General features: G+C 45.2%; 24 protein-coding genes. 19 read left to right on the forward strand and 5 right to left on the reverse strand.

All coding sequences use genetic code 11. From position 1 onward, the window contains the following. Positions 1-135 precede the first annotated feature (135 nt). Together SLH55_RS20730 and sfsA are read left to right on the forward strand one after the other, a co-directional pair. Entirely contained in the window at positions 136-915 is a 780-nt protein-coding gene (locus SLH55_RS20730) for a hypothetical protein (RefSeq protein ID WP_219166317.1), read from the forward strand. After that, the gene (gene sfsA, locus SLH55_RS20735) at positions 912-1,655 is read left to right on the forward strand and encodes a DNA/RNA nuclease SfsA (RefSeq protein WP_320324386.1); all 744 of its coding nucleotides are present in this window, start codon (positions 912-914) and stop codon (positions 1,653-1,655) included. The genes SLH55_RS20730 and sfsA overlap by 4 nt, the downstream gene beginning before the upstream one ends. A gap of 28 nt (positions 1,656-1,683) precedes the next feature. Here sfsA and SLH55_RS20740 read toward each other — a convergent pair whose 3' ends face one another. Then, complete coding sequence (locus SLH55_RS20740; RefSeq protein WP_219166319.1) at positions 1,684-2,172, reverse strand: BsuPI-related putative proteinase inhibitor; 489 nt, start codon at positions 2,170-2,172, stop codon at positions 1,684-1,686. 212 nt (positions 2,173-2,384) lie between these two features. On the opposite strand from SLH55_RS20740, the gene SLH55_RS20745 reads away from it, so the two are divergent. From SLH55_RS20745 to SLH55_RS20775, 7 genes are read left to right on the forward strand one after another with little or no spacing between them, the layout of a single operon-like run. Then, positions 2,385-3,617 (forward strand): ABC transporter substrate-binding protein, encoded by a 1,233-nt coding sequence (locus tag SLH55_RS20745; protein WP_320324387.1) that lies wholly within the window; start codon positions 2,385-2,387, stop codon positions 3,615-3,617. Continuing rightward, complete coding sequence (locus SLH55_RS20750; RefSeq protein ID WP_320324388.1) at positions 3,595-4,458, forward strand: ABC transporter permease; 864 nt, start codon at positions 3,595-3,597, stop codon at positions 4,456-4,458. The genes SLH55_RS20745 and SLH55_RS20750 overlap by 23 nt, the downstream gene beginning before the upstream one ends. 10 nt (positions 4,459-4,468) lie before the next feature. Continuing rightward, positions 4,469-5,266 (forward strand): ABC transporter permease, encoded by a 798-nt coding sequence (locus SLH55_RS20755; RefSeq protein WP_219166322.1) that lies wholly within the window; start codon positions 4,469-4,471, stop codon positions 5,264-5,266. Continuing rightward, a complete protein-coding gene (locus SLH55_RS20760; protein WP_320324389.1) occupies positions 5,263-6,228 on the forward strand; it encodes an ABC transporter ATP-binding protein in 966 nt (321 codons plus the stop codon). The genes SLH55_RS20755 and SLH55_RS20760 overlap by 4 nt, the downstream gene beginning before the upstream one ends. 12 nt (positions 6,229-6,240) lie before the next feature. Then, positions 6,241-6,900, forward strand: a complete 660-nt coding sequence (locus SLH55_RS20765) for a TVP38/TMEM64 family protein (protein ID WP_320324390.1) — start codon at positions 6,241-6,243, stop codon at positions 6,898-6,900. Positions 6,901-6,914: 14 nt separating this feature from the next. Beyond that, complete coding sequence (locus SLH55_RS20770; RefSeq protein WP_219166325.1) at positions 6,915-7,496, forward strand: CDP-alcohol phosphatidyltransferase family protein; 582 nt, start codon at positions 6,915-6,917, stop codon at positions 7,494-7,496. A 12-nt stretch (positions 7,497-7,508) separates the two neighbouring features. Continuing rightward, positions 7,509-8,936 (forward strand): dihydrolipoyl dehydrogenase family protein, encoded by a 1,428-nt coding sequence (locus SLH55_RS20775; RefSeq protein WP_320324391.1) that lies wholly within the window; start codon positions 7,509-7,511, stop codon positions 8,934-8,936. Positions 8,937-9,141: 205 nt separating this feature from the next. Here SLH55_RS20775 and SLH55_RS20780 read toward each other — a convergent pair whose 3' ends face one another. The 3 genes from SLH55_RS20780 to SLH55_RS20790 all read right to left on the reverse strand — a co-directional run bounded on the left by SLH55_RS20780 (position 9,142) and on the right by SLH55_RS20790 (position 12,185). Further along, positions 9,142-10,227, reverse strand: a complete 1,086-nt coding sequence (locus tag SLH55_RS20780; protein ID WP_219166327.1) for an NAD(P)/FAD-dependent oxidoreductase — start codon at positions 10,225-10,227, stop codon at positions 9,142-9,144. A 16-nt stretch (positions 10,228-10,243) separates the two neighbouring features. Beyond that, positions 10,244-10,795, reverse strand: coding sequence for a GNAT family N-acetyltransferase (locus SLH55_RS20785; protein ID WP_413787120.1), 552 nt, complete (start codon positions 10,793-10,795; stop codon positions 10,244-10,246). Positions 10,796-10,997: 202 nt separating this feature from the next. Next, positions 10,998-12,185: a dicarboxylate/amino acid:cation symporter gene (locus SLH55_RS20790; protein ID WP_320324392.1), complete on the reverse strand. Its 1,188-nt coding sequence runs from the start codon at positions 12,183-12,185 to the stop codon at positions 10,998-11,000. Positions 12,186-12,482: 297 nt separating this feature from the next. Between SLH55_RS20790 and SLH55_RS20795 the strand changes: the two genes are divergently transcribed. The 8 genes from SLH55_RS20795 (at position 12,483) to SLH55_RS20830 (ending at position 21,830) form a co-directional block, all read left to right on the forward strand. Further along, the gene (locus SLH55_RS20795; RefSeq protein ID WP_219166329.1) at positions 12,483-13,553 is read left to right on the forward strand and encodes a D-alanine--D-alanine ligase; all 1,071 of its coding nucleotides are present in this window, start codon (positions 12,483-12,485) and stop codon (positions 13,551-13,553) included. Between the two features lie 75 nt (positions 13,554-13,628). Beyond that, positions 13,629-15,005, forward strand: a complete 1,377-nt coding sequence (locus SLH55_RS20800) for a UDP-N-acetylmuramoyl-tripeptide--D-alanyl-D-alanine ligase (RefSeq protein WP_320324393.1) — start codon at positions 13,629-13,631, stop codon at positions 15,003-15,005. 93 nt (positions 15,006-15,098) lie between these two features. Next, positions 15,099-15,788, forward strand: a complete 690-nt coding sequence (locus SLH55_RS20805; protein WP_320324394.1) for an alpha/beta hydrolase — start codon at positions 15,099-15,101, stop codon at positions 15,786-15,788. A 261-nt stretch (positions 15,789-16,049) separates the two neighbouring features. Further along, the gene (locus tag SLH55_RS20810) at positions 16,050-17,570 is read left to right on the forward strand and encodes a DEAD/DEAH box helicase (RefSeq protein ID WP_219166332.1); all 1,521 of its coding nucleotides are present in this window, start codon (positions 16,050-16,052) and stop codon (positions 17,568-17,570) included. 278 nt (positions 17,571-17,848) lie between these two features. Continuing rightward, positions 17,849-18,820 (forward strand): nuclease-related domain-containing protein, encoded by a 972-nt coding sequence (locus SLH55_RS20815; RefSeq protein ID WP_320324395.1) that lies wholly within the window; start codon positions 17,849-17,851, stop codon positions 18,818-18,820. Positions 18,821-18,867: 47 nt separating this feature from the next. Beyond that, entirely contained in the window at positions 18,868-19,830 is a 963-nt protein-coding gene (gene uvsE, locus SLH55_RS20820; protein ID WP_219166335.1) for a UV DNA damage repair endonuclease UvsE, read from the forward strand. 73 nt (positions 19,831-19,903) lie between these two features. Continuing rightward, a complete protein-coding gene (locus tag SLH55_RS20825) occupies positions 19,904-20,383 on the forward strand; it encodes a PH domain-containing protein (RefSeq protein ID WP_219166336.1) in 480 nt (159 codons plus the stop codon). Continuing rightward, on the forward strand, positions 20,376-21,830 hold the full coding sequence (locus SLH55_RS20830) for a PH domain-containing protein (RefSeq protein WP_320324396.1): 1,455 nt from the start codon (positions 20,376-20,378) through the stop codon (positions 21,828-21,830). Before SLH55_RS20825 ends, SLH55_RS20830 begins: the two co-directional genes overlap by 8 nt. 40 nt (positions 21,831-21,870) lie before the next feature. Here SLH55_RS20830 and SLH55_RS20835 read toward each other — a convergent pair whose 3' ends face one another. Further along, positions 21,871-22,455, reverse strand: coding sequence for a rhomboid family intramembrane serine protease (locus tag SLH55_RS20835; RefSeq protein WP_219166337.1), 585 nt, complete (start codon positions 22,453-22,455; stop codon positions 21,871-21,873). Between the two features lie 134 nt (positions 22,456-22,589). Between SLH55_RS20835 and acpS the strand changes: the two genes are divergently transcribed. Next, positions 22,590-22,940, forward strand: a complete 351-nt coding sequence (acpS, locus tag SLH55_RS20840) for a holo-ACP synthase (protein WP_219166338.1) — start codon at positions 22,590-22,592, stop codon at positions 22,938-22,940. A gap of 198 nt (positions 22,941-23,138) precedes the next feature. Next, positions 23,139-24,152 carry a LolA family protein gene (locus tag SLH55_RS20845; protein WP_226677448.1) on the forward strand — a complete coding sequence of 338 codons (1,014 nt, stop codon included), beginning with the start codon at positions 23,139-23,141 and terminating at the stop codon, positions 24,150-24,152. Positions 24,153-24,156: the final 4 nt, after the last annotated feature.

Genomic DNA, 24,156 nt, shown 5'->3' on the forward strand with positions numbered 1-24,156 from the left:
CGTAATATGACTATTTTCGACAATTCCCTGCGACTTTTGTCATCATTTTGAAATGAAATAGAAAAGAACAAGTGGCTACCAAATTTGATAAAATGAAATATATGAACTGTGCACCGTGTTAATCAGATGGAGGGAATGTTCTTGAAGGCAAATAACCAAGTTAAAGATATCATCTATGTTCACAAGAATCCGGATCGTCAGTATGTCGTTTCTTACGGAATCCATTTTAATGAATTTGTTCACAATGCCCGTAAGCCTTTAAAGAACTTACTTCTTATAAAGCACCAATACGAACAAGGTTCTTTCAATATACATACTCATATGGAATATGTGGAACAGAAAGAAATGAAGAAGCTCATGAACGACGGGGTTCAGAACTATGGAGATTTCTGCTGGATCGACTTTGAGGAAGAAGTGGGAGTCGATGAATTGAACGGCCAGGAAATTGCAGAACTCCTCTATATGGGACATATCAAGCAGCCGTTACATCCTCCTTTTTATTCCAAGCTGAATAATCGTTATGCCTATCTTTCCCACGATGATGGCTGGTTCAATAAGGTTTATTACCGGGACTTCGAGGACTTTTATCATATGCTGGGATCGACCCTTTCTTCAAAGCTCAGCAGCGTCAAGGGTGGGAAAGGCCTGTTCGGCATGAAAAAGGAGAAACCCTACCCTGTGATCGGGAAGGAAGTCATCCATTCCTTCAAAGATAAATTAAAAGAGGGAATGGTCATTTCCCTTGAAAAAGCCATACTAAGCAGAGGGAAGATCGAAATTCCCATCTGGGTGATCGGTGATTATTATGACATGGATGAAATGGCTGAGGATTATAAACAGATCCGCAAGTCACCTGCGAACGGCTTATTATCCTTTGACCGAAAAACGAAGAGTTGGAGTGCTCTGCTTAAATGAGAGGGCGTGAAGCATTGATAGACATACAATTTCAGGATACCCTGGTTCAAGGGGTCTTTCTCGAGAGACTCAATCGGTTTGTGTTAGTGTGTGAGCTTCCCTCGGGTTCAAGAGAAAAAGTCCATTTGCCTGACCCGGGAAGACTGAAGGATCTTTTGGTGCCTGGTGGACCGATTTGGCTCCAGGAATCCAACGATCCCAAAAGGAAAACAAAGTGGTCGGCAGTGATGACCCACGATCCCACAAACGATATATATGTTTCATTGAATACTCAATACCCAAATAGGCTGGTATTGGAAGCCTTTCAATTGGAAATGGTAGAGGAACTAAAAGATTGGCGCTTGGAAAAAGCCGAATATAAGGTAGGAGGGTCACGCTTTGACTTCTTACTTACACATAAACAAAATGATCAAAAGTTACTACTTGAGGTGAAAAGCGTCACCATGGTGGAAGATGGAATGGGTAAATTTCCCGATGCTGTTACGGCAAGGGGAGCAAGGCATGTAGAGGAACTCACCCATTTGCAAACGAAAGGAAACTACCAAACAGCGGTCTTATTCATTGCCCAGCGAACGGACTTGCAGGGAATCACGTCCGCTCCTGAAATCGATCCCCATTTTGCCCGGGTCATGGAAAGAGCCGCATGTCAAGGTGTCCGTTTCTTCGGAAGAAGCTGCATCGTAACGCCTGATCGCATCTCTTTAGATGGACCTATACCTGTATACACAAAAAAGGATTAATCTTATAAGATTAATCCTTTTTATATCCCTATTTGATTTCGACATCTGCCGTCGCTTTATAATCTTGATCCCCTTTGGCAGTCATCCAAACCGTTAGCGTATACGTACCGCTTTCGAGTTCCGGCAAAACAATCTTCTGAGAAAATTCTTCGCCCTGCTTCACTGTGATTTCCTGTATTGCCTGGGTATACATCTTATTCTTCGAATCTTTATATACGACCTCGCCTTTGTCGTTCTTCAGTTCGTAGTCGATTTTCTGACCCGATGAAAAGACAAACGTTTTTTCTTGCTCTGTTTGGTTTTTTACTGCATATACATAAACATTCTGATCTTCCGCATCTTGTACTGTTAATGAAGGTTCCATTGCTCCTGCAACAATTCCTTTCTGTACAGTCATATCTTCACCTGCTTCCTGGTCCGTTCCTTTATTCGTCGGCTCGCTGGCATTTTCATCAGCCGTCCCGCATCCGGCCAACCCCGCCATCAGAATGATCGTCATCATCATTAGTCGTTTCATGTTGAACGTCACCTCCTTACCGTATTAGACAGGCTCCTTTACAAAAGGTTACACACCTTATGAAAAATGAGCACGAAGACACAGGGGAATGTGTTCTACTGAGTTCTTTATGTCCTTCAGAAGGGTAATCTGCATATGTAAGGCAGATTACTTTTTTATATTATTGTGTTCAGTACAATAGAATTATAGTAAAACGCAGAGGAGTAGGATGGATGAGAAAATGGTTGGCTATGGTGAGCATTATTTCCTTACTATTAGTATCCGCTTGTGGTTCTTCGGATGCAACGGATACGAGCAAACTTCCGGATGATGATTGGGAGAGCATTGCTTCAAAAGCGGAAGGGAGCAAAGTGAATATATTCATGTGGGGAGGAGACGACGGGATCAACCGCTATATTGATGACGTCATGGCTCCCTTGCTGAAAGAAAGGAACAATATCGAACTGAACCGGGTACCATTGGATACGACTGAAATCCTTCAGAAGCTTCAAACTGAGAAACGGGCAGGCAAAGAAAAGGGGACAATCGATATCGTATGGATCAACGGGGAAAATTTTAAAAATGCAAAAGAAAATGATCTGCTGGCAGGAGCCTTCACTGAAAAGCTGCCGAACTATAAAAAATACTTCGATACCGATAGCGACGCATTCAAATACGACTTCGGAACCGAAACAGAAGGGTTTGAAGCTCCGTGGGGAAAGGTTCAATTCGTCTTTTTCTATAACAGTGAAAAAGTGAAAAATCCTCCTGCTACTTTTGATCAGTTAAAATCCTTCATGAAAGAGAATCCAGGTAAATTCACTTATCCTAACCCGAGTGATTTCACGGGAAATGCATTTCTTAGACATCTTCTTTATGCGAAAACCGACAAGAATTTCGCACAGGATGGATTTGATGAAGAAAGAGCGAAAGAACTCGGAAAGGATGTTTGGACTGAATTGAATGAAATGAAGCCATACCTATGGAGGAAAGGGGAAACCTACCCTTCCACCCTTACCGATCTGGATAAGCTGTACAGCCAGGGAGAAGTATGGATGACGATGGGCTATAACGAAGCAAGGGCTGAGCATTTGATCAAAGACGGAGTGTTTCCTGAAAGCACAAAGTCCTTCCTCCTTGAAGACGTCGGATCGATCGGAAATACTCATTTCCTGTCGATTCCATTCAACAGCCCCAATAAAGAGGGGGCCATGGTGGCCATTAATGAGTTCCTATCCCCGGAAGCACAGTACGAGAAACTGAAGCCGGATTATTGGGGGGAAAGCTCACCGATCTCTTATGAAAAGCTTGATGAAGACTGGAAGAAGAAATTCATGGAGATCAATCGTGGGGAAAGTGTGCTGGAGGCATCTACGCTTGAGGAATCTTTTAAAGGTGAGCTCGAAGCTGCTTACGTAGAATGGTTAAAGGAGAACTGGATCCGTGAAGTGGCTGAAAGTCAATAATGCGCTACTCATCCTTCCGGGCCTTCTCTTTTTCCTTCTGATCCCTGGCCTGGGAATTGTCCTGGCAATCTTTGAGAGTGTGAGGGACGGGGGAGACATCACCCTCAGGCACTACGGTAAATTGTTTGAAGAGGATCGTTTTGTCTCATCTGTCTTCTTCAGCTTGACGGTGACGGCCGTCTCGACCATCCTTGCACTTCTGATCGGCTTGGCAATCGTGAAGGCATTCGCTCCTCTATTAAAGGAAAACAAATATAAATTGATTGTGTGGATCCCGATGCTCGTTCCCCATTTTGTCTGGGCTTATCTTGTCTACTTACTTTTTAATCAGAGCGGCTTTTTCTCGAATGTTTCCGGGATGCTGGGATGGATTGACGATCGCAGTCAATTTCCGATTTTGGTTCAGGACCGGGACGGGATCGGCATTATCCTGACATATGTATGGAAGGAAGTTCCGTTTGTGACCCTGATGCTGCTGCCGGTATATGCCACCCTTTCAAAAAGGTATAAAGAGGTCGCTTCGTTATTGGGAGCGGGACCTTATCAAGCTTTTTGGGTAGCGGAGTGGCCTTTGATCTTTCCGGTTTTCATTGAAACCGGTGCAATAGTATTTGCATTCATCTTTACTGCATTCGAGGTTCCTCTGCTTCTTGGAGTGACTTCCCCTCAGATGCTGCCGATCCTTGCATATGACTGGTTTTACAGCGGCAGCTGGAGTGACCGTCCACTGGCGTTTGCCTCCCTTGTCCTGACAGGCATCGTCATCGGGATCTTCATGTGGGCCGTCCTTTATAGCACGAACAAGAAACGGATGCACATCACTAAAGGGATTGGGAATTAGAGGTGTTACTATGAGAAAATCTTTATTTTACAGCCTATCCTTCATCCTTTTCGTCTTTCCCATTCTTTTTTTGCTCTACAAAAGCTTTTTCGGTGTATGGGTATGGGGGAGTCCGGATCTTGGCGAACCAAACGCAAGGGCTTGGAAACTGTTATGGCATGAAGGTGAATTCCATGATTCCATAGGAGTTTCAATTTGGATTGCCCTTATCGTACTTGCCCTCAATCTGCTGATCGGCATCACTTCCGGGAAAGCATATGCCTTCTCCTCTTTCAGGGGAAAAGCGGTGCTCGAAGCACTTCTGATGCTACCGCTCTTTATACCAGTATTGGTGGTGGCCATCGGACTTCATATCACGTTTATACGATATGGCCTTTCAGATCACTGGCTGGGTGTAGCCCTTGTCCATCTGGTTCCGACCATCCCTTACAGCATCAAAATGTTTAAAACAGGCTATGAACGGATCGGCTCCAAATTAATCGAACAATCGACTATCCTTGGAGGAAGTGCCATACAACGTTTGTACCATATTGAATTACCGCTGCTATTACCAAGTATCCGAAGTGTATTATTCCTGACGATTGTCATCTCTTTAAGTCAATACGTCTTGACGGCAATCATCGGGGGAGGGAACGTGGTGACCCTGGCGATGGTTTACTATCCGTTTACCAACACGGCAGATGAAGCGGTCATGGCAGCATTCTCCATTGTGTTTGCCCTCATCCCCATCGCATTTTATATCATTCTTGAAGGGTGTTTGACGTTCATGCTCCCATATCAGCAGCAAAGAGGGAGGAAGAAAAGGTGAGTTCATTTATTGAGATTCAAGGGTTATTCAAAACATTTAAAGAGAAAGAAATATTAACCGACACAACCCTTTCCTTGAAAAAAGGAGAGATCCTATCACTCGTAGGAGCTTCTGGTTCAGGGAAATCGACCTTTCTGCGCATTCTATCAGGCTTAGAATCTGCCACGAAGGGAAAGGTGTTAATAGAAGGAAGCGATATTTCCTCGATTAAGCCCCGGAACCGCCCCATCGGCATGGTCTTTCAACAGCCCTTACTCTTCCCCCATATGAACGTTCTTGAAAATGTCATGTACGGGTTGAAAATGAAAGGAAAAAATAAAGAAAATAAGAAGAGAGCAAAGGATTATATAGAAAGAGTCGGACTCGGGGAATTCATGCACCATTACCCATCAGAGCTTTCCGGGGGTCAGCAGCAGCGGGTTTCTTTGATACGCTCCCTCATCTTAAAGCCAAAACTGTTGCTTCTGGACGAACCATTCAGCAGTCTTGATCTGCAGCTGAGGAAAGAATTGAGACAATGGGTACGGAGCATTCTGAAGGAAGAAGATACTACGGTCCTATTCGTGACCCATGACCGTGATGAGGCGTATGAGATGGGAGATCGTGTGGCGGTCTTACAAGACGGGCGCTTCCTGCAGATCGGGAGTCCAGGGGAGATCTACTATAATCCCGCTTCCCCGTTCGTCGCGTCGTTCATGAGTGACGTCCTCATCCTTCAGGAGCAGCAGTTTGTCCATGCTTCCCATATACGGGTCGTCCCTTCCGTAAAGGACCTCACCTCCCCTTGTTGGAAAGGGACGGTACGTCAAAAATTATTTATGGCAGGAACGGATATTCATGAAATATGGGTCGAAGAACTGAGGCAGAAGCTGCATCTTCCCCTAGGTTGGGACTCAATAAACGGAACGGTTTGGCTCTATGCAGAGGAAGAGAACATTCGAACGTTTCAGATAGAGAAATAGGAGGGAAGAATAATGAAGAGGAAGGAAATCGGCAAGATCCTGTTATTCATTGCGGTATTACTGTTCCTCATGTGGCTGAGCCGGAATTTCTTTCATGTAAAGCCTCATGATATCAGGGACTGGATTGTGTCATTTGGCATATGGGCTCCAATTGTATTCATCGCCGCTTACACGATCCGGCCATTGATCCTTTTCCCGGCTTCCATCCTTTCCCTTGCGGCGGGGCTCGCATTCGGTGCTTTTGAAGGCTTCTTTTATATTATTTTAGGAGCCCTAGGCGGTGCGACGGTAGCCTATTATGCAGCCACCTTCCTGGGGGCGAAATTGCTGAAAAAACCATCCCCACGCTTAGAGAAGATTCGTGACAAAATGGATGAGAGCGGCTTCTTCTATGTTCTGCTCTTACGCCTCGTGCCATTTCTGAACTTTGATTTGATCAGCTATTTGGCAGGAATGGGAAAGGTGAGATACCTTCCATTCATTCTCGCGACGGCCATCGGAATTTTACCAGGCACGTTTGGCTACGTCTTCCTGGGGTCAAGCTTGGTAGGAGAAGATCGGACGAAATTATATTTCGCCCTCGCATTTTTCCTGGTCATGATCATCGTACCACTCATTTTCAAAAAGAAGATGAAAGTATGGCTGGGGTTATCGGGTAAAGAAGATAAATAAAGGATGGGAACGATATGTTAGACACACACGCACGCAAATGGGTGCAGCCTAGTATAGAAGGAACGGCAAGGCTGTTTTTAAAGAAAGGCCTATCGGCGGATCAAGTGACGGTCACGGCCTTTGTCGTGGGATCTGTCACTGGATTGGTCTATTACATGGGGTTCCCGATCATCGCCGTCATCTTATTATGGTTGTCCGGATTCCTCGACGCAGTGGACGGCACGATGGCCCGATTGACCAAGCCGTCCCCCTTTGGGACCGTCATGGACGTGACCTTTGACCGGATCGTTGAGATCAGCGTCATCCTTGGTGTTGCCTTCCTGCACCCTGAAATCATGTGGGCACTCCTCTTACTGAGTGTCTCCATCATCGTTTCCATGACCATTTTTCTGACTGTCGGAGCTGTATCGGAAAAGCAGGGCATGAAGTCATTTTATTATCAGGCGGGACTCGCAGAAAGGACGGAAGGGTTCATCCTGTTCAGCGTCATGATGTTATTTCCGTCCATTGTCCTGTGGACGACCTTACTGTTTTTTGCAGTTGAATTGTATACGGGTATTCAACGTTTTCTAGAAGCGAAACGATTACTTTCATAAGGAGAGATGAAGATGGATCAATACGATTTGATTGTTATAGGCGGAGGCGCAGGTGGACTGACCGTCGCATCGGGAGCCGCTTCCCTTGGAGCCAAAGTGGCCCTCATCGAAAAAAGTGGACTGCTTGGCGGAGACTGCCTTCACTTTGGCTGTGTCCCATCAAAGGCCTTCATCCAGGCGGCTAGGGAAGTTGCGACCATCCGGAATGGAAGTGCTCTTGGGTTCGAAAGCAGTGGTACTGTCAATATGAAAAAGGTGAAAGAAAGAGTCAAGGGAGCCATAGCACATATTCAAAAGCATGATGATCCTGACCGGTTCCTGCAAATGGGAGTAGATATCTACTTCGGAGGTGCCGAGTTCCTGGATTCTCACAGTATTCTTGTGGAAAAGGAAGACCGGATCTCTGGGAAAAGAATCGTTGTCGCGACTGGATCAAGTCCTCTCGTGCCGGACATCGATGGCCTTTCCGAGGTGGAATATCACACGAATGAAACCGTATTTGACGTCGAAGAGCTGCCAAATAGGGTTGTATTCGTCGGCGGGGGTCCTATCGGGCTTGAACTTGCCCAGGCATTTTCTCAGTTGGGAGCTGAGGCTGTTGTCCTCGAACAAAATGATGGGATTCTAGGAAAAGAAGATAAGGAGATCCGTGAAGTGGCAACCGGCTTATTGGAGAAGGATATTCAGTTTGAATATGGAGCGGAAATCAAACGGGTTTCAGAGAAGGCTGGCGGTCAGAAGACGGTACATTATATAAAAGAGGGAGTAGAGCAATCTGTAGATGGGGACCTGTTATTTTTGGCAACCGGCCGCAAACCTGGTACAGAATCCTTAAACCTCTCCGCTGCAGGAGTGGAAGTTGACGACCGTGGTTTCATCAAAGTAAATGATGAACTGAGGACCAATCATTCCCATATTTTCGCCATCGGGGACGTGAACGGACGCTACCCATTCACCCATGGAGCCGGAATGGAAGGAAAGCTCGTCGTCCAAAATGCTGTATTCGGATTGAAACGGAAGGTTTCCTACAACAAACTTCCGTGGACGACCTATACGACACCGGAAATCTTCCATATCGGACTGACCGAAGAAGAGGCCGTGGAAAAAGGGATAGAATATAAAGTGTACAAGACGACATTGAATGAGGTCGACCGTTTCGTGGCCGATCACCGAACTGAAGGGCTTGTCAAAATCATCACAGAACCGAATGGTAAGATACTCGGTGCCCACGCCGTCGGTACCGGTGCAGGCGACTGGATGCAGCCCGTCATATTCGCCATGGAAAAAGGGAGCAAAATCGGTGCCCTGTCGAATATGGTCTACCCGTATCCGAACCACGCAGCTGCCGTACAGCAAACAGCGGACCTGTATTGGAGAGAGAAACTGTTTGACGGCGTACTGCCTGTGATTAGTAAGAAATATGTGGAGTTGTTTCGATAGGGGGGTAGAGCACGACTGCTGGTGGGGTGGTCGTGTTTTTTTGTGTGGTGAGAAATAAAGAGATGCCCATGTATCATCATTATTTGACTATTGGAGGACAAAATCACGATATCTCTCCATTTAGAATTCAGAAAAACAGTGCTCAAGATTGTTCAGGCCCTAAACCTCCCCGCCACAGGCACCACCAACACCAAAACCTACTACATCACCCCTCATACTTTCCAACAAACCTCACATCAATCCAATTCTTCAACCGCCAAGCCCATCTGCTGACCAATGAAAACGATCCGTACGTCAGGAAGCCTTGTCCGTTGCCCACAGACATAATCGCCAAATACCTTTTCTGTGGTTCAAATGGAATAATCTTTCCATCCGCCGCTGCACCGGTCAGATTTCTCCACAAAACAGGACCTTGTCGGACGGCCGTGACCCCGTTTTTCGGAAGGTCGGGGAAGTCTTGTAAAGTCGCACAATCCCCGGTTCCGAACACGTTAGGGTAATCCACTGATTGAAGATAGCTGTTTACCAATAGGAAACCTTTTTCATCGTTCCCCAGCACGCTGCTTCCGAACAATGGAGGTGCTTTAGGTCCGCCCAGGAAGATGACTTCATCAAAGTCTAGAATCTCACCTTCATCTGTATGCAGTCGAGCACTCTCAATCTTTGTCACCCGTCCTTGGTGCAACTCGATTCCCTTTGAACGTGCAAGATCCGTCATTTTTTTGGATGAAAAGGAACCCGCCTTTTCTAACAGGGGAGAGGAGTGGACAACCGCTATGGAATGGTCTCCATATCCCTTGTCCATTTTCCATGCCTTTAAAGATAATGCCATTTCGATACTCGCCGCCCCGCCACCGATAAAGACGGTTCTCCGGCTGTTGTGCAGCTTTTCAATTTGCTCCGGGAAACGATAGTTTGGTTTGATGGGCAAATTGTGTTCATGCAAGCCCTGTATCTCCATTGAGTCATTACGGGATCCGATGTCGAAGGAAACAAAGTCGTACGTGAAAATGTCGCCTTGGTCTGTGAGGAGATGCTGTTGATCGGGATCGATGGAGAGGACGGTCCCCTCGACGAAGTCACAGCCGGACCTCTCACATAAGTTCTTTAAATCTATACGGGTTTCTTCCAGTGCGTAGATTCCTTCGGTGTATCCCGAGAACATTCCAGAATAATACTGATAACGGGAAGGGGAAATGAGCATCCACTTCACGTTTTCTTCCTTAGAGTCTATTTTCTTTAAGCAGTGAAGGTGACTGTGGCCGCCACCGACTAGGATGATTGTTTTCATTGAGGATCTCCTTTTTTTAGAGAGCGCGTTTTTCTTCCCACTCTTCCCTGATCATGCCCATGCGGATGGAATCGTAATAGACGCCATCGTAATAGCGGCATTTTCTCATGCGCCCTTCAAGCTGCATGCCGACTTTTTCTGCGGCCTTCATCATCCGCTCATTTCCTGACCACGTCGTGATGCCGACCCGACCGATTTCCTTTGTGGTAAAAAGATGGTCGATCCAAAGAGAGAAGGCTTCGGTTCCATACCCGCCGTTCCAGTATGCAGGATCATATATGACAATGCCTGCCTCAAGCCATCTGGTTGGTTCATAGTCCCAGTAGTATGCCACGGTTCCAATGATGGTCCCATCTACCTCGATGATCCGCTGGAATTCATCGGTGCGGTTTCGATTCCGGATGGATGACTCCATATACTCTTCAAGGGGAACGTACTTATGTTCAAAATATGGAGCGTCCCATTTTTTCCACTCAGGCGATGGATTGCCATAAATATAATCCCATAGGGTAGGAAGGTCCCTCTCTTCTATTTTTCTAAGTGTTACACGCTGACCGGTTAATTTCAATGTAATAGCACTCCTTTATTATGTTAATATTTCCATTATACAGAAAATAACAGGATGATTCAGAAAAGATGAATGTAGGGCTTGTAACATATACCTCATAGCAAGCGGACACACGTGAAACAGTCAAAAGAAAGAATAAAGAAATCCCCCAAATAGAAACAGAGGTCCGTCCCTCACGATCGAGGGACGGACCTCTGGCAGGTCAGCTTACTTTAATAGAAGATACGCGTGCTTTTTTCTTTTGGGTCAGTTTGTCGACGATGGATGTGATGGCACCGTCACCCGTTACGTTGCAGGCTGTACCGAAGCTGTCCTGAGCAAGGTAAAGGGCGATCATGAGGGACGTCATGGTCGGTCCGAATCCAAGCATTGTTTCAAGTAGTCCGAGTGCTGCCATGACCGCTCCACCGGGAACACCTGGTGCTGCGATCATCGTGATGCCGAGCATCAGTATGAATGGGAACAGCTGAGAGAACTGAAGTGCTTCACCCTGGATGAACATAACCGCCATGGCACAGCTGACAAGGGTGATTGTACTTCCTGATAGGTGAATCGTGGCCAGCAGTGGAACGGAGAAGTCGGCGATGCGTTCCCTGGCACCGATTTTCTTTGAGCGTTCAAGTGTCACCGGGATGGTAGACGCAGAAGACTGCGTTCCAAGTGCCGTGAAGTAAGCAGGAAGCATTCCCTTCATCATGGAAAGCGGGTTTTGCTTTCTCAGAGTACCGGCAGCAGTATATTGAATAACTAAAAAGATAAGATGTAATAGAATAATCATGACAAAGACTTTTGCGAATACAGACATGATTGCGCTCACCTGTCCGCCCTGAGTCATATTGGCGAAGATTCCAAGAATATGGATTGGCAGGAGTGGAATGATGATTTTTTCAATTACGAGCTCAATGATGTTCCTGAATTCATCCATCCCCTTTTGAAGGGTGTCCCCTTTGATGGCCGCCATACCAAGACCGATGGTGAAGGCGATAAGGAGTGCCGACATGACGCCCATGATCGGGGGCATGTCCACTGTGAAAAATCCTTTGAGAAGAGCTTCTTCCGGATTTTCAAATGATTGGGACGTTTGATTTGCGAGTAAAGATGGGTAAATAGACTTCGCAACTACAAAGGCGAGCAAACCTGCAAGCACCGTGGAACCATATGCGAGTGCAGTGGTTAATCCAAGAAGTTTTCCTGCGCCTTTACCCATGGAACCAATTCCAGGAGCGATAAAGCCGATGATGATCAGCGGGATCGCGAATCCAAGGAAATTCCCGAATAATCCATTGAATGTAGCGAAGATTTTCACAAACCATTCTGGTGCATATGCTCCAATGACAATACCTGACGCAATACCTAAAAGAATCTTAGGCAGTAAACCGAGCTTTCTCATCTGGGTGTCCTCCTTGAAAGTACAAATGTTTTTAATAGGAGGATTATACACCTTATAGAGTAAGATTTTAATAGCTTTTTAAATAGGCGAAATCTTAAGTGTATTCAGAATAATAATGGTAGGACTGTCGCAGGACTGGTTTTCGTTTGCATACATATATAATGGGCAATGATCCGAATGCCATTTGAATCAAGACAAATGTGGTAATTTTTGATTTCCAAAGGAATCATTCTTTCCCTTTCCCCTGAAAGTGATAAAATAGAAACATCTATTGTGAATATTGGAGGTAACACATACATGAAAACGAAGTTATGCTTACTGTACGGCGGTAAATCTGCTGAACATAATGTATCTCTGCAAACAGCCAAGGCCGTGATTGGTGCCCTGGACTTAAATAAATATGAAATCCACCCTGTTTTTATCTCGACAGAAGGCAAATGGGTCAAGGGTCCACAATTGAACGCCCCCGTTGAAGACGTGAAAGCATTACAATTCAAAGAAGGGGAGGAAATCGCCCCTAATGCGTTGAGTACATCCATCGCTCCTTCTGAATCTGAAGGATATGACATGATCTTCCCATTGCTTCACGGACCGAATGGGGAAGACGGAACGGTTCAAGGGATGCTTGAGCTGTTGAACCTCCCGTATGTAGGGAATGGGGTCCTTGCTTCATCAGCCGGGATGGATAAAGTCATCATGAAGAATCTGTTTGCTCAGGCGGGCATTCCACAAGTCAACTACACATGGTTCATCCGCAGCACTTGGAAAGGAAATCCTGACGCTGCTTATAAGCAAGTGGAAGATGAGATTGGGTATCCTTGTTTCGTGAAGCCGGCAAACCTGGGTTCATCTGTTGGAATCAGCAAGTGTACGTCCCGTAAAGAACTGGAGACGGCTTTTGAAGAAGCATTCCAATTCGACCGCAAGATTATCATCGAAGAAGGCGTGAAGGCACGTGAAATCGAGCTTGGCGTACTTGGAAATGATCAGCCTGAATGCTCTGTCGCAGGTGAAATCGTCCCTAAGAAAGATTTCTATGATTACAAAGCGAAATATGAGGATGGGGATACAGCCCTCATCATCCCTGCAGAAGTAGAAGGCGGCATCTACAATGAAATGAAAAACATCGCGATTCAATCCTATAAAGCCCTGGATTGTTCAGGACTTGTACGTGCGGACTTCTTCTTGACAGAAGATGGTCAAATCTTTATGAATGAAGTGAATACGATGCCTGGTTTCACGCCATTCAGTATGTTCCCGCTTCTTTGGAAGCACACAGGAGTCGATTATCCTACCCTGATCGGGAAACTTGTGGAGCTTGGAATGGAACGATATCAAGACAAACAAACCATTAAACATACGATGTAAAACAACATGGGACTGACCGCCAAAAGGCAGTCCCTGCTCTATTTTGATGATAAAATGAGTAAAAGGAGAAAGCGAATGTTCGAGAAGACGATTAAAGATATCTGTACCATGATTGATGTGAAAAACGATCTTTCCTCGTTTGATGCCGTTGTGGTAAAAGGCGTTTCCATCGATACGAGAAAAATTGAAAGCGGCAATCTATTTGTTCCTTTTAAAGGGGAGAATGTGGACGGTCACCAGTTTGTACGACAAGCCATTGATAATGGGGCGTCTGCTGCACTCTGGGATGTCAATGTCCCTAATCCACCTGAGGACATACCCGTTATAGTGGTGGAGGATCCACTCCTTGCCCTTCAGGATTTGGCGAACAAGTACCGGCATGAACTGGATCTAAAGGTAGTCGGGATTACAGGAAGTAATGGGAAAACAACGACCAAGGATATTGTGGCCAATCTTCTTTCCGTGAAATATCGGGTTCATAAGACGCAAGGGAACTATAATAACCATATTGGCCTCCCGTTAACGATCCTTTCCCTGCCTCAGGACGCGGAAGTGGCGGTGCTTGAAATGGGGATGAGCGGTTTCGGGGAAATTGAACTCTTATCTGAAATCTCCCAGCCGGATGCCGCCATCATTACGAATATCGGTGAATCCCATCTTCAAGACCTTGGCTCACGGGAAGGCATTGCCAAGGCTAAGCTTGAAATCGTAAAGGGCCTTAAAACTGACGGGTTGTTTGCCTACTACGGAGATGAACCGCTGCTGCAGGAAGGTGTTAAAAGTCTCGGTCTGAAGCATATGGAGACATTCGGAAGAAGCGAATCCAATACGATTTACCCGACAAAAATCGAAATGAACAATCAAGGAAGCTACTTTGAAACGTCTTTCGCTGAGGGTGAAACGTTCTACCTGCCTGTCTTAGGTCAGCATAATATCCATAACGCCCTTGCTGGAATCCTGATTGCCCGTCATTTCGGACTCAGTGTAGGTGAAATGAAAGAAGGCTTACAGTCATTGAAGCTGACCCAAATGAGAATGGAAATGCTGGAAGGAGCAAAAGGCGAAAGCATCATCAATGATGCCTATAATGCGAGTCCGACTTCCATGAAAGCGGCCATTGGGCTTGTATCAGAGCTTGAAGGCTTCCGCATGAAGATCCTTGTGCTTGGTGACATGCTGGAACTAGGGGAGAACGAAGATGATTTTCACAAAGAGATCGGGCGCATGATTGACTCTGAGAAGATCCAGCAAGTGTTTACGTTCGGTCCCCTTGCAGCCTTGATTGCAGAAGGAGCCCTGGAGAATTTCCCGGAAGACAGGGTTCACTCTTTTAGCGATAAAGAGAATTTGACGAGTGAATTGTCCTCCATTATTAAAGGGGATGAACTGATTTTATTCAAGGCGTCCCGGGGGATGAAGCTTGAAGAAATCATTGACGGCCTGAAGGCATAAGTTTAAACCTTCAGGAAAATGAACAAAATGAGCTTGTAGATGATGTGGGAGTTTGGCTCGCTCCCTACTTTTTGATAAGTGAGTGGGGATAACATGATCGGTTGTTTATTAATCCATGGTTATACAGGGAGCCCATTTGAAGTGGAGCCTCTGGCAGAATTCCTCCAAGAACGGACCGATTGGGAAATCGTCGTGCCCACTCTCCCAGGTCATGGGGATACTCTTGATTTGAAAGGGATTAAGCATATTGAATGGATTGAACATGCTGAGTCTGAACTGAAGTGCCTGCTTGATACCTGTGACGAGGTCTATGTCATCGGTTTTTCAATGGGAGGATTAATTGCTTCCTATCTTTCTGTGAAATACGACATAGGTAAGCTCGTGCTCTTAAGCGCTGCAGCCTACTATATAAATGTCAAACAGTTACTGAAAGATATTGGAAATTTGATCAAAGAAGGAATGCAAGGCAATATAGTTGAAAACGAGCTGTACAAACGATATAAATTCAAGGTGACACAAACCCCAATTCTTTCCACATACGAATTCAGGAAAGTCGTCCGTATCGCTCGTCCACTTCTTTCTAAGGTGAATATCCCAACCTTTATCGCCCAAGGACAGAATGATGGAATAGTCCCCCCTAAAGCAGCGAAATATATATATGAGACTATTTCCTCAAAAGAGAAAAATTTATTCTATTCCCCAGAAGCAAAACACTTGATTTGTCATAGTGAAGATAAGCACGATCTTTTTGATAAGATCTACCAATTCCTGCAAAGTGAATAGATTGACTATTTGACATTAGATTGAAATTCATTTCTAGAAGTGGTAACATAACTACAACATAGTTCTTATTTTGTTGGACGTGCTAGCTCTTCTATTTTGAAGGGTGTATTTTTTTGTACCAAACATAAAACTAAACATCTCATATAGACGGTTTTAGATTAGATACCGAAGTCTTTCGGTGGGTAAGATTTCGTTCCGACCTAAAAATATAATCAGATATTGATTAGTTATAAAAGATGTAAATTAAAGGAGAATGTAACATTGACTAAGTTTGCAGATTTAAACTTAAGCGCATCTACGTTGAAATCAATCAAACGTATGGGCTTTGAAGAAGCAACACCAATTCAGGCGAGTACGATTCCAGTCGGTTTAGAAGGTAAGGATATCATCGGTCAGGCACAAACGGGAACAGGTAAAACGACAGCATTCGGAATTCCAATGATCGAGAAAATCGATGTGAAGAACCCGAAAGTTCAAGCATTGATCATTGCGCCTACTCGTGAACTTGCGATCCAGGTTTCTGAAGAGTTATACCGTATCGGAGCTGACAAGCGTGCCCGCGTCCTATCTGTATATGGAGGTCAGGACATCCAGCGTCAAATTCGTGCGATGAAGAAGAACCCTCATATCATCGTCGGTACACCTGGTCGTCTACTTGACCATATCAAACGTAAGACGCTCAACCTTGAAAATGTTGAAACACTTGTACTGGACGAAGCAGACGAAATGCTGAACATGGGCTTCATCGAGGACATTGAAAGCATCCTTGAGACAGTTCCAAGCACAAGACAAACACTTCTATTCTCTGCTACAATGCCGGATCCGATCCGTCGCATTGCGAACCGTTTCATGTCAGAGCCTGAAGTCATCAAGGTTAAATCAAAAGAAGTAACGGTTTCAAACATCGAACAGTACTTCACGAAAGTAAGCGAAAAAGAAAAATTTGATACACTTTCACGTTTAATCGACGTACAATCACCTGAACTTGCGATTGTATTCGGTCGTACAAAGCGTAGAGTAGACGAATTGGCACGTGCTCTTAGCATCCGCGGCTACCTGGCAGAAGGAATCCACGGAGATCTTTCACAAGCTCGTCGTATGACAGTCCTTAAGAAATTTAAAGAAGGACGTATCGACATCCTTATCGCTACAGACGTTGCTGCCCGTGGATTAGATATCTCAGGCGTAACGCATGTATACAACTTTGATATTCCTCAAGATCCTGAAAGCTACGTTCACCGTATCGGACGTACAGGTCGTGCAGGTAAGAAGGGTATGTCCATCACTTTTGTTACACCAAGAGAAATGGGTTACCTGAAGATTGTTGAACAAACAACGAAGAAGAAAATGACTGCCCTTAAGCCACCTAGCTTAAACGAAGCTCTTGAAGGTCAGCAGCGTCTGGCTTTAGAGAAACTGGTTGAAGCAGCGAAGGAAAGCGATCTTAAAGATTACTATCCATTAGCAGAAGAGTTCCTAGGCGATCACGATCCTGTTCAAGCAGTTGCAGCAGCGATCCGTGTATTGACGAAAGAGCCTGATACAACTCCAGTTGAAATTACGGAAGAGCGCCCATTACCATCAAGAGGTGGAAATCGTGGCGGCGGAAACCGTGGTGGATACAAAGGTGGATCACGCAGTGGTAAAGGCGGAAGCCGTGGTGGATCATCACGCAGCGGCGGTGGAAACCGCGGAGGCGGAAGCCGTGGGGGAGACCGCAACCGTACTGGCGGCGGCAGACCACAATCTTCAACTAAACGTAAATCTTATAACAATTCTTGATTAGATAGATAGGACACGACGACCTTTAGGGTTGTCGTGTTTTTTTATGGTTTTGGAAGAGATTGAGGGGAGTGTTGTACCGATATTTGTAAAAAGACGCAATTACTACTGAAAATGACGCAATAAATAAAAAAACGACGCAATTATGAAGAAAATGACGCAATCAGGGCCGAAAATGACGCAATCCATATTAATATGTTAATATTTCCAAATCAGAAGAAGGGAAATTCCAATCTGCGGCGAACTAATTAACCATACTGCTAAAGGAGAGTGATCAATTGATCTGTAAAGAGCTGAAAATCCCGATTATTCTTGAAAAAACAGAAGCATTATCCGTTCGGATCGTCAAAAATCATCCAAGGGTCCCCCTCATTGAAAAGGATTTAAGAAAAAGAAGGGCCGGCTACAACGGAGAATCCACGATCTACTACCACCTCACTTTTCTAAGAGATAAAAGATACAAGATCTTTTATAATGTAAGACTCCCCATCTTCTCAAACCATTTTCAAATGGACTTTCTCATCCTCACCCCATTCTATATCTTAATCATCGAAGTAAAAAACATATCAGGAATGGTAACCATTGACCCTTTCATCAAACAGCTTACCCGAACTCATAAAGGAGTGACAGAAGGGGTGGTCGACCCGGTATCTCAAGTGCAAAGGTATAAGTTATTGATCCACAAATGGTTCATTACCCACAGAATAAAGCATCCCCCAATCGAACACCTCGTCGTATTCAGCAATCCATCGACCACTTTGAATTACACCGTATCCCCGGCGCCTGACGATCCCTATAAACAGATTATCCATCCTCAAAATATCATCGATAAGATCAAGGAATTGAATGAAAAACGTCCAACCCCAACCGTTACAGAAAAAGAACTTTTAAAAATGAAAAAGCTCATACTAAAAAAGCACGAAGAACCAGAAATAGATATCCTAACTGCCTACTCCCTATCAAAAAACGATATCCTCACCGGTGTACGCTGCGACAACTGCCAGCACATCCCGATGATCAGAGTCAGTGCAGCCTGGTACTGTCCTAAGTGCAACAACTCTTCAAAAACCGCACACACCAAAGCAATCCAAGAATACTTCTTACTAATAAACAACCACCTGACCAATAGGGAAATAAGAAACTTCCTCCATTTAAACTCAAGAAACACAGCCTATAAACTATTGAAATCCTTTCATCTCCAAACCCAAGGAAGCACCAAATCTGTCACCTATTCAAAACCGACGAGATAATTCCCCATCTAAAGCACATACTAACCCCAAAAAGGAGTCCATCACCCATGACACTCGTAAAACTGGGCTATGTAGCCATGAGCATGAATCTTCAAAATGCCTCTCCCTCACAAACGATGACGTACAAGCAATTTGCAGGCATAAAGGATCGAGAAGCAGCGATTCATAAATTAGAACGGATTGCCCGCTCGAATTTGCAAAATTGCCTCAGGCTTTTAAAACATAATGTCCTGAATGAAATCCATTTCTTCAGGTTCAGTTCGAAGTTGATCCCCCTTGCGAATCATCCGGAATTAAAGGGGTGGGACTTCATTGCCCCTTTAAAGGATGAACTCCATGAGATAAAGAAATACCTCGAGCTTCATCCGATGAGGGTTGGGTTCCATCCCGATCACTTTGTCCTCTTAAATTCGAGCGATGTAGATGTGCTGAAGAATTCGCTGAAGACTTTAAAGATGCATGAGGCATTGCTAAAAGGAATGGGTATTGACCCGACTCACCGCTGTGTTCTTCATGTAGGCGGTGCCTATGAGGATAAGGAAAAGGCGCTTGAGCAATTTATTCATAATTGGGGGCTGACGCCTGTCTCGCTTCAACGGATGATCATTCTTGAAAATGACGATACGGTGTTCAGTGCAGCCGACGCCCTGTATTTGTGTGAGAAACTAGGCATTCCCCTTGTATTTGATTATCACCACCATCTAGCGTACAACGAACGGGACTGGTTACTGGACTGGGAAAGGGTGGTCGGAACGTGGAGTCAGTCCCCGCTTCCGGTGAAAATGCATATCTCAAGCCCCCGGTCACGTGAGGATTATAAAGCCCATGCGGAATTCATCGATCCCGACATGTTTATGGACTTCCTTCACGGGATCAAAGGGACGGTGGCTGAAATCGATTGTATGATCGAAGCGAAGAAAAAGGATGACGCTTTGTTCAAATTAGTGGAGGATCTGAAAGAACATGAAGATATAGAATGGGTGGATAAGAGTACCTTTATTTTAAAATAGATCTGAAACCATCTCTGTTCCAAATCGTATATATACTGTAAGATTTAGTAAGAGAGATGTGAGGGGGATTGGAATGATAGGGGAACCGCAGAAGAGAATTTCACCCAAGGCCTTAAAGGTGTGGAGGATATATGGAGTGTTGGAGTCGCTGGTCGTGGCGTTGCTTGCAGCCGGGGCGATCGTACTCACTTACCTTTTTGATTGGCCCGGGTGGGTAACGGTGATAGCAGGATCAGTTTTTATACTTTTTACATATGTGTTTGTATACTTGCTGCCGATGATCAAATGGAAGAGATGGCGGTATGAAGTGAGGGAACAGGAAATTGAACTGCAGCGTGGGATCTTCATTGTGAAGCGCACACTGGTCCCGATGGTGAGGGTTCAGCATGTCGATACAGTTCAGGGTCCGATTCTAAAGAAATATGGGCTATCGACGATTACGATATCTTCCGCTGCAACTGTTCATGAAATTCCCGCATTGAACATGGAGGAAGCGGATGAGCTGAGAAACTCAATATCGCAACTGGCAAGGGTGGCGGAAGATGATGTCTGAACATAAACGTCTTCATCCGATATCGGCAGTAGCGAGTTTCATTAAGCAGCTGAAGGATCTGATTGTACCCTTTGTCTTTTTATTTGTTATCAACAATCGTGGAGAGAAGAACGTATTCTGGGATTATCTCCCTTTATTATCCATGGCAGTCGTTCTTGTTGCCGTCCTTGCTTTCGGCATCATTAAATGGCTTCGGTTCACTTACCGGGTGGAAGAGGGAGAGCTCCGGATTGAGTATGGCCTTTTTGTCAAGAAGAAACGGTATATCCCGATAGACCGTATCCAGAGCCTGAATTTCTCCGAAGGGGTGCTTCACCGTCCATTTGGACTCGTGAAAGTGAAAGTCGAAACAGCGGGTTCTTCAAACGCGAGAGAATCGGAAGCTGAGCTGACGGCCATTTCAAAAGAGGAAGCAACCGACCTGGAAAAACTGATTTACCTGGAGAAAAAGGGCCAAAAAGTTACGGAGGATCTTTCGGTAGAACAACCTGAAAACCACAATGAGAAATCGGTTTTCACTCTGGGATCTAAAGATATCTGGGTGCTGGCTGCGACTTCTGGAGGAGTGGGTGTGATCATTTCGGGTGTTGCGATCTTCCTGTCGCAATTTAATGAACTCATTCCCTATGAAGCAGTATTTGAAGAGCTGGCCGTGTTTGTACAAAACGGAGTGCTCATTGTCGCGTTGACTGCATTTGTGGGGCTTGTCCTTGCCTGGTTGCTATCGATCATTTGGACATTCATTATTTACGGTGATTTTAAGATCAGGATCGTCGATGAACATATCGTGATTACCAGGGGGCTGCTTGAGAAGAAGCAGGTGACGGTTCCGTTAAACCGGGTTCAGGGAATCAGGATTGTGGAGAACCCAGTCAGGCAGCTGATCGGCTATTGTACCGTACATATTGAAAATGCAGGCGGGTCTGTATTGGAGAAAGATAGCATGAGTATCAAATTGTTTCCGATTGTAAAGAAGGAGCGGGTACCTGAGTTGTTAATGGGCTTGTTTCCTGATTATATCATCGAAAAAGATTTCAAGGGGCTGCCGGAACGCTCCATGAGAAGGTATGTTTTCAGGCAAACTGTATGGATATTGGTACCGACCGCAATCGCCTGTTATTTCTATTGGCCATATGGCCTTTGGGCAGCTCTATTGGCCCTGCCTTTTGGTATTCTTGGCTACTTTCAGTTCCGCGCAGGTGGCTTTAGGATCGATGGTGGACAATTAACGTTGCGGTATAGAGGTGTTCTGAAGAATACGATGTATATGAAGAAAAGCAGGATTCAGTCTTTGGATTCAAAAGTGAGCTGGTTCCAGGCGAGAAATGAGCTGGGGAGTCTTACGACCACAGTGAAGTCGGGGGTAGCCGGCTATGCTAGTCCTGTAAGGGATCTGGATCATGAAGATGTTAAAAGGATTACTTCCTGGTTTTCCCATAGTAAGTAAGTGAAGAAGCGGCCAGCTTATGCGGGCCGCTTCTTGCCTATTATTTTCTCCCGGAGATCCATCCGATAACGAAGCCGGCAATCAATCCGAAGATGTGTGCTGTAATATTGATACCCGATTGCATAAAGGTCATGACGACCCCGATGATGACGATGGGTAAGATAATCTGACGACTTTCCCTCGTAATGAAATGGTTCTTCAGAACAATCATGGCGATGTAATAACCGAACAAGCCGAATATGGCTCCTGATGCCCCGACGTGACTGTACGTGAGTGGTTTGACAAGGAATGTGATGATATTGGCAAACACACCGCTTGCTATATACAGGGCGACAAACTTCGCCTTTCCGAGATGCTTTTCCAAAGGTGGTCCGAACAATACAAGAGAAAAGGAGTTAAATAACAGATGGGCAAAACCCATATGAACGAAAATCGGGGTGATCAATCTCCACCATTCGCCTTCTTTAATAAACAAATTCACTCCGGCCAGTTGTTCATATACCCACAGTTGAGGGAAAATAGGGAGGGTGCTGACTGTGTAAAGGACGATATGAATCAAGACAATCAGGGAGATAATAGGATAGAACCGTAAGAATTGAGAAAAACTTTCCGTTCGTACAAACATAGTGTATCCTCCTAGACAAGATCATGACATAAAAAAACTAGTTAGTACTATAGTATAAGAAAACGGGAGAAATCACGAGTAGAGTTCATTATCAAAATATGCAGGGTAGGACAAAAGTAGAAGGGGAGTCACAGATGATTAAAGGAATAGGGATGGACATCGTGGAAATCGGGCGCATTCAGGAAATGCTGGATCGTCAACCAAAGTTCGTGAAGAGAATATTGACTGAGAGAGAAGAGGACACCTTCTCTTCATTGAGTGAACGGCGAAAAATAGAATATATGGCAGGTCGCTTTGCGGCGAAAGAGGCGTATGCGAAAGCGAATGGAACCGGGATCGGGGCGGCGATTTCATTTCAGGATATCGAAATCAGTAAGGACGGAAGCGGGAAGCCTTATTTTTCAAAGCCGCAGGGGGCGAATGCACATCTTTCCATTACCCATAGCAGGGAATTTGCGGCTGCTCAGGTTGTGATAGAGCAATAAATTTTAAGCTTGTCAGCATAATCCCCCGGGTTGTCTCATATATTCAGTAGTGCAATAGGAGAGACAAGGTCAGGTGTCTCACAATCGCGGTTCGTTGGCGAATGGAACAGGGCATTCTTTCAAGGATCGTCCATTCTTTGACACTTGGCCTTCCCCTCTCTCAATTACGTATATCCTGGGACAAAAGGGGTTGAAAAAATGAAGAAAAAGCTAGTGATACTAGTGATCGCCATGCTAGCGGTGCTTGCGCTCGCCGCTTGTGGAGAACAATCGAAAGAAGATGTAACCAAGGACCTTAAGGCAAAAGTAGAGGATATGAAGGGATACAAGGCGGATGCCAAAATGACCCTTCAAGTGGGAGATGAACCCCAGACCTATGATGTAGAAGTATGGCATAATGACCCTAATTATTACCGTGTAGCCTTAAAGAATGCTACGAAAGATCAAAGCCAGATGATCCTGCGTAATGATGATGGAGTATTCGTCCTGACGCCGGCTTTGAACAAGAGCTTCCGATTCCAAAGCAACTGGCCTGAAAACAGCAGTCAGGCATACTTGTACGAATCACTTGTCAAAGATGTGTTGGAAGACAAAGAAGCGACCTTCAAAGAAACAAAGAGTCACTACGTCTTTACGACAAAAACACGCTACCAGAACAGTCAGATGCTCCCAACTCAGGAGATTGCCTTTAACAAGAAAGACTTGACGCCTGCATCCGTCAGTGTCATGGATTCAGATCAGAATCCCCTTGTGAAAGTGGAATTTTCTAAAATGGATATGAAGGCGGCGTTTGATAAAAAGGATTTCGATATGAAGAAGAACATGACCGGCGCCCAACTTGAGGTTCCTGTAACGGCAGGTGTGGAAGATACGGAATTCACTGTACTTTATCCGATGTCAGAAATCACAGGGACGGAATTGATTGAGGAGAAAGAAGTGGCGACGGATACCGGAAAACGTGTCATCTTGACTTACGACGGTGAAAAATCGTTCACGATCGTCCAGGAGAAGACCACTGTCGTTCCGACGATGACCGTATCGACGTCACTGAAAGGTGAGGTAGTGGACCTTGGATTTACCGTAGCGGCCATGACGGATCAATCCATCAGGTGGACCAATAACGGCGTAGATTATATGCTTGCTTCAAATGATCTGACCCCATCCGAAATGGTAATGGTGGCGCAGTCTGTACAAGGTTCAATGGTGAAATAACTCT

Source organism: Rossellomorea sp. YZS02 (assembly GCF_033963925.1).
Lineage (GTDB): Bacteria > Bacillota > Bacilli > Bacillales > Bacillaceae_B > Rossellomorea.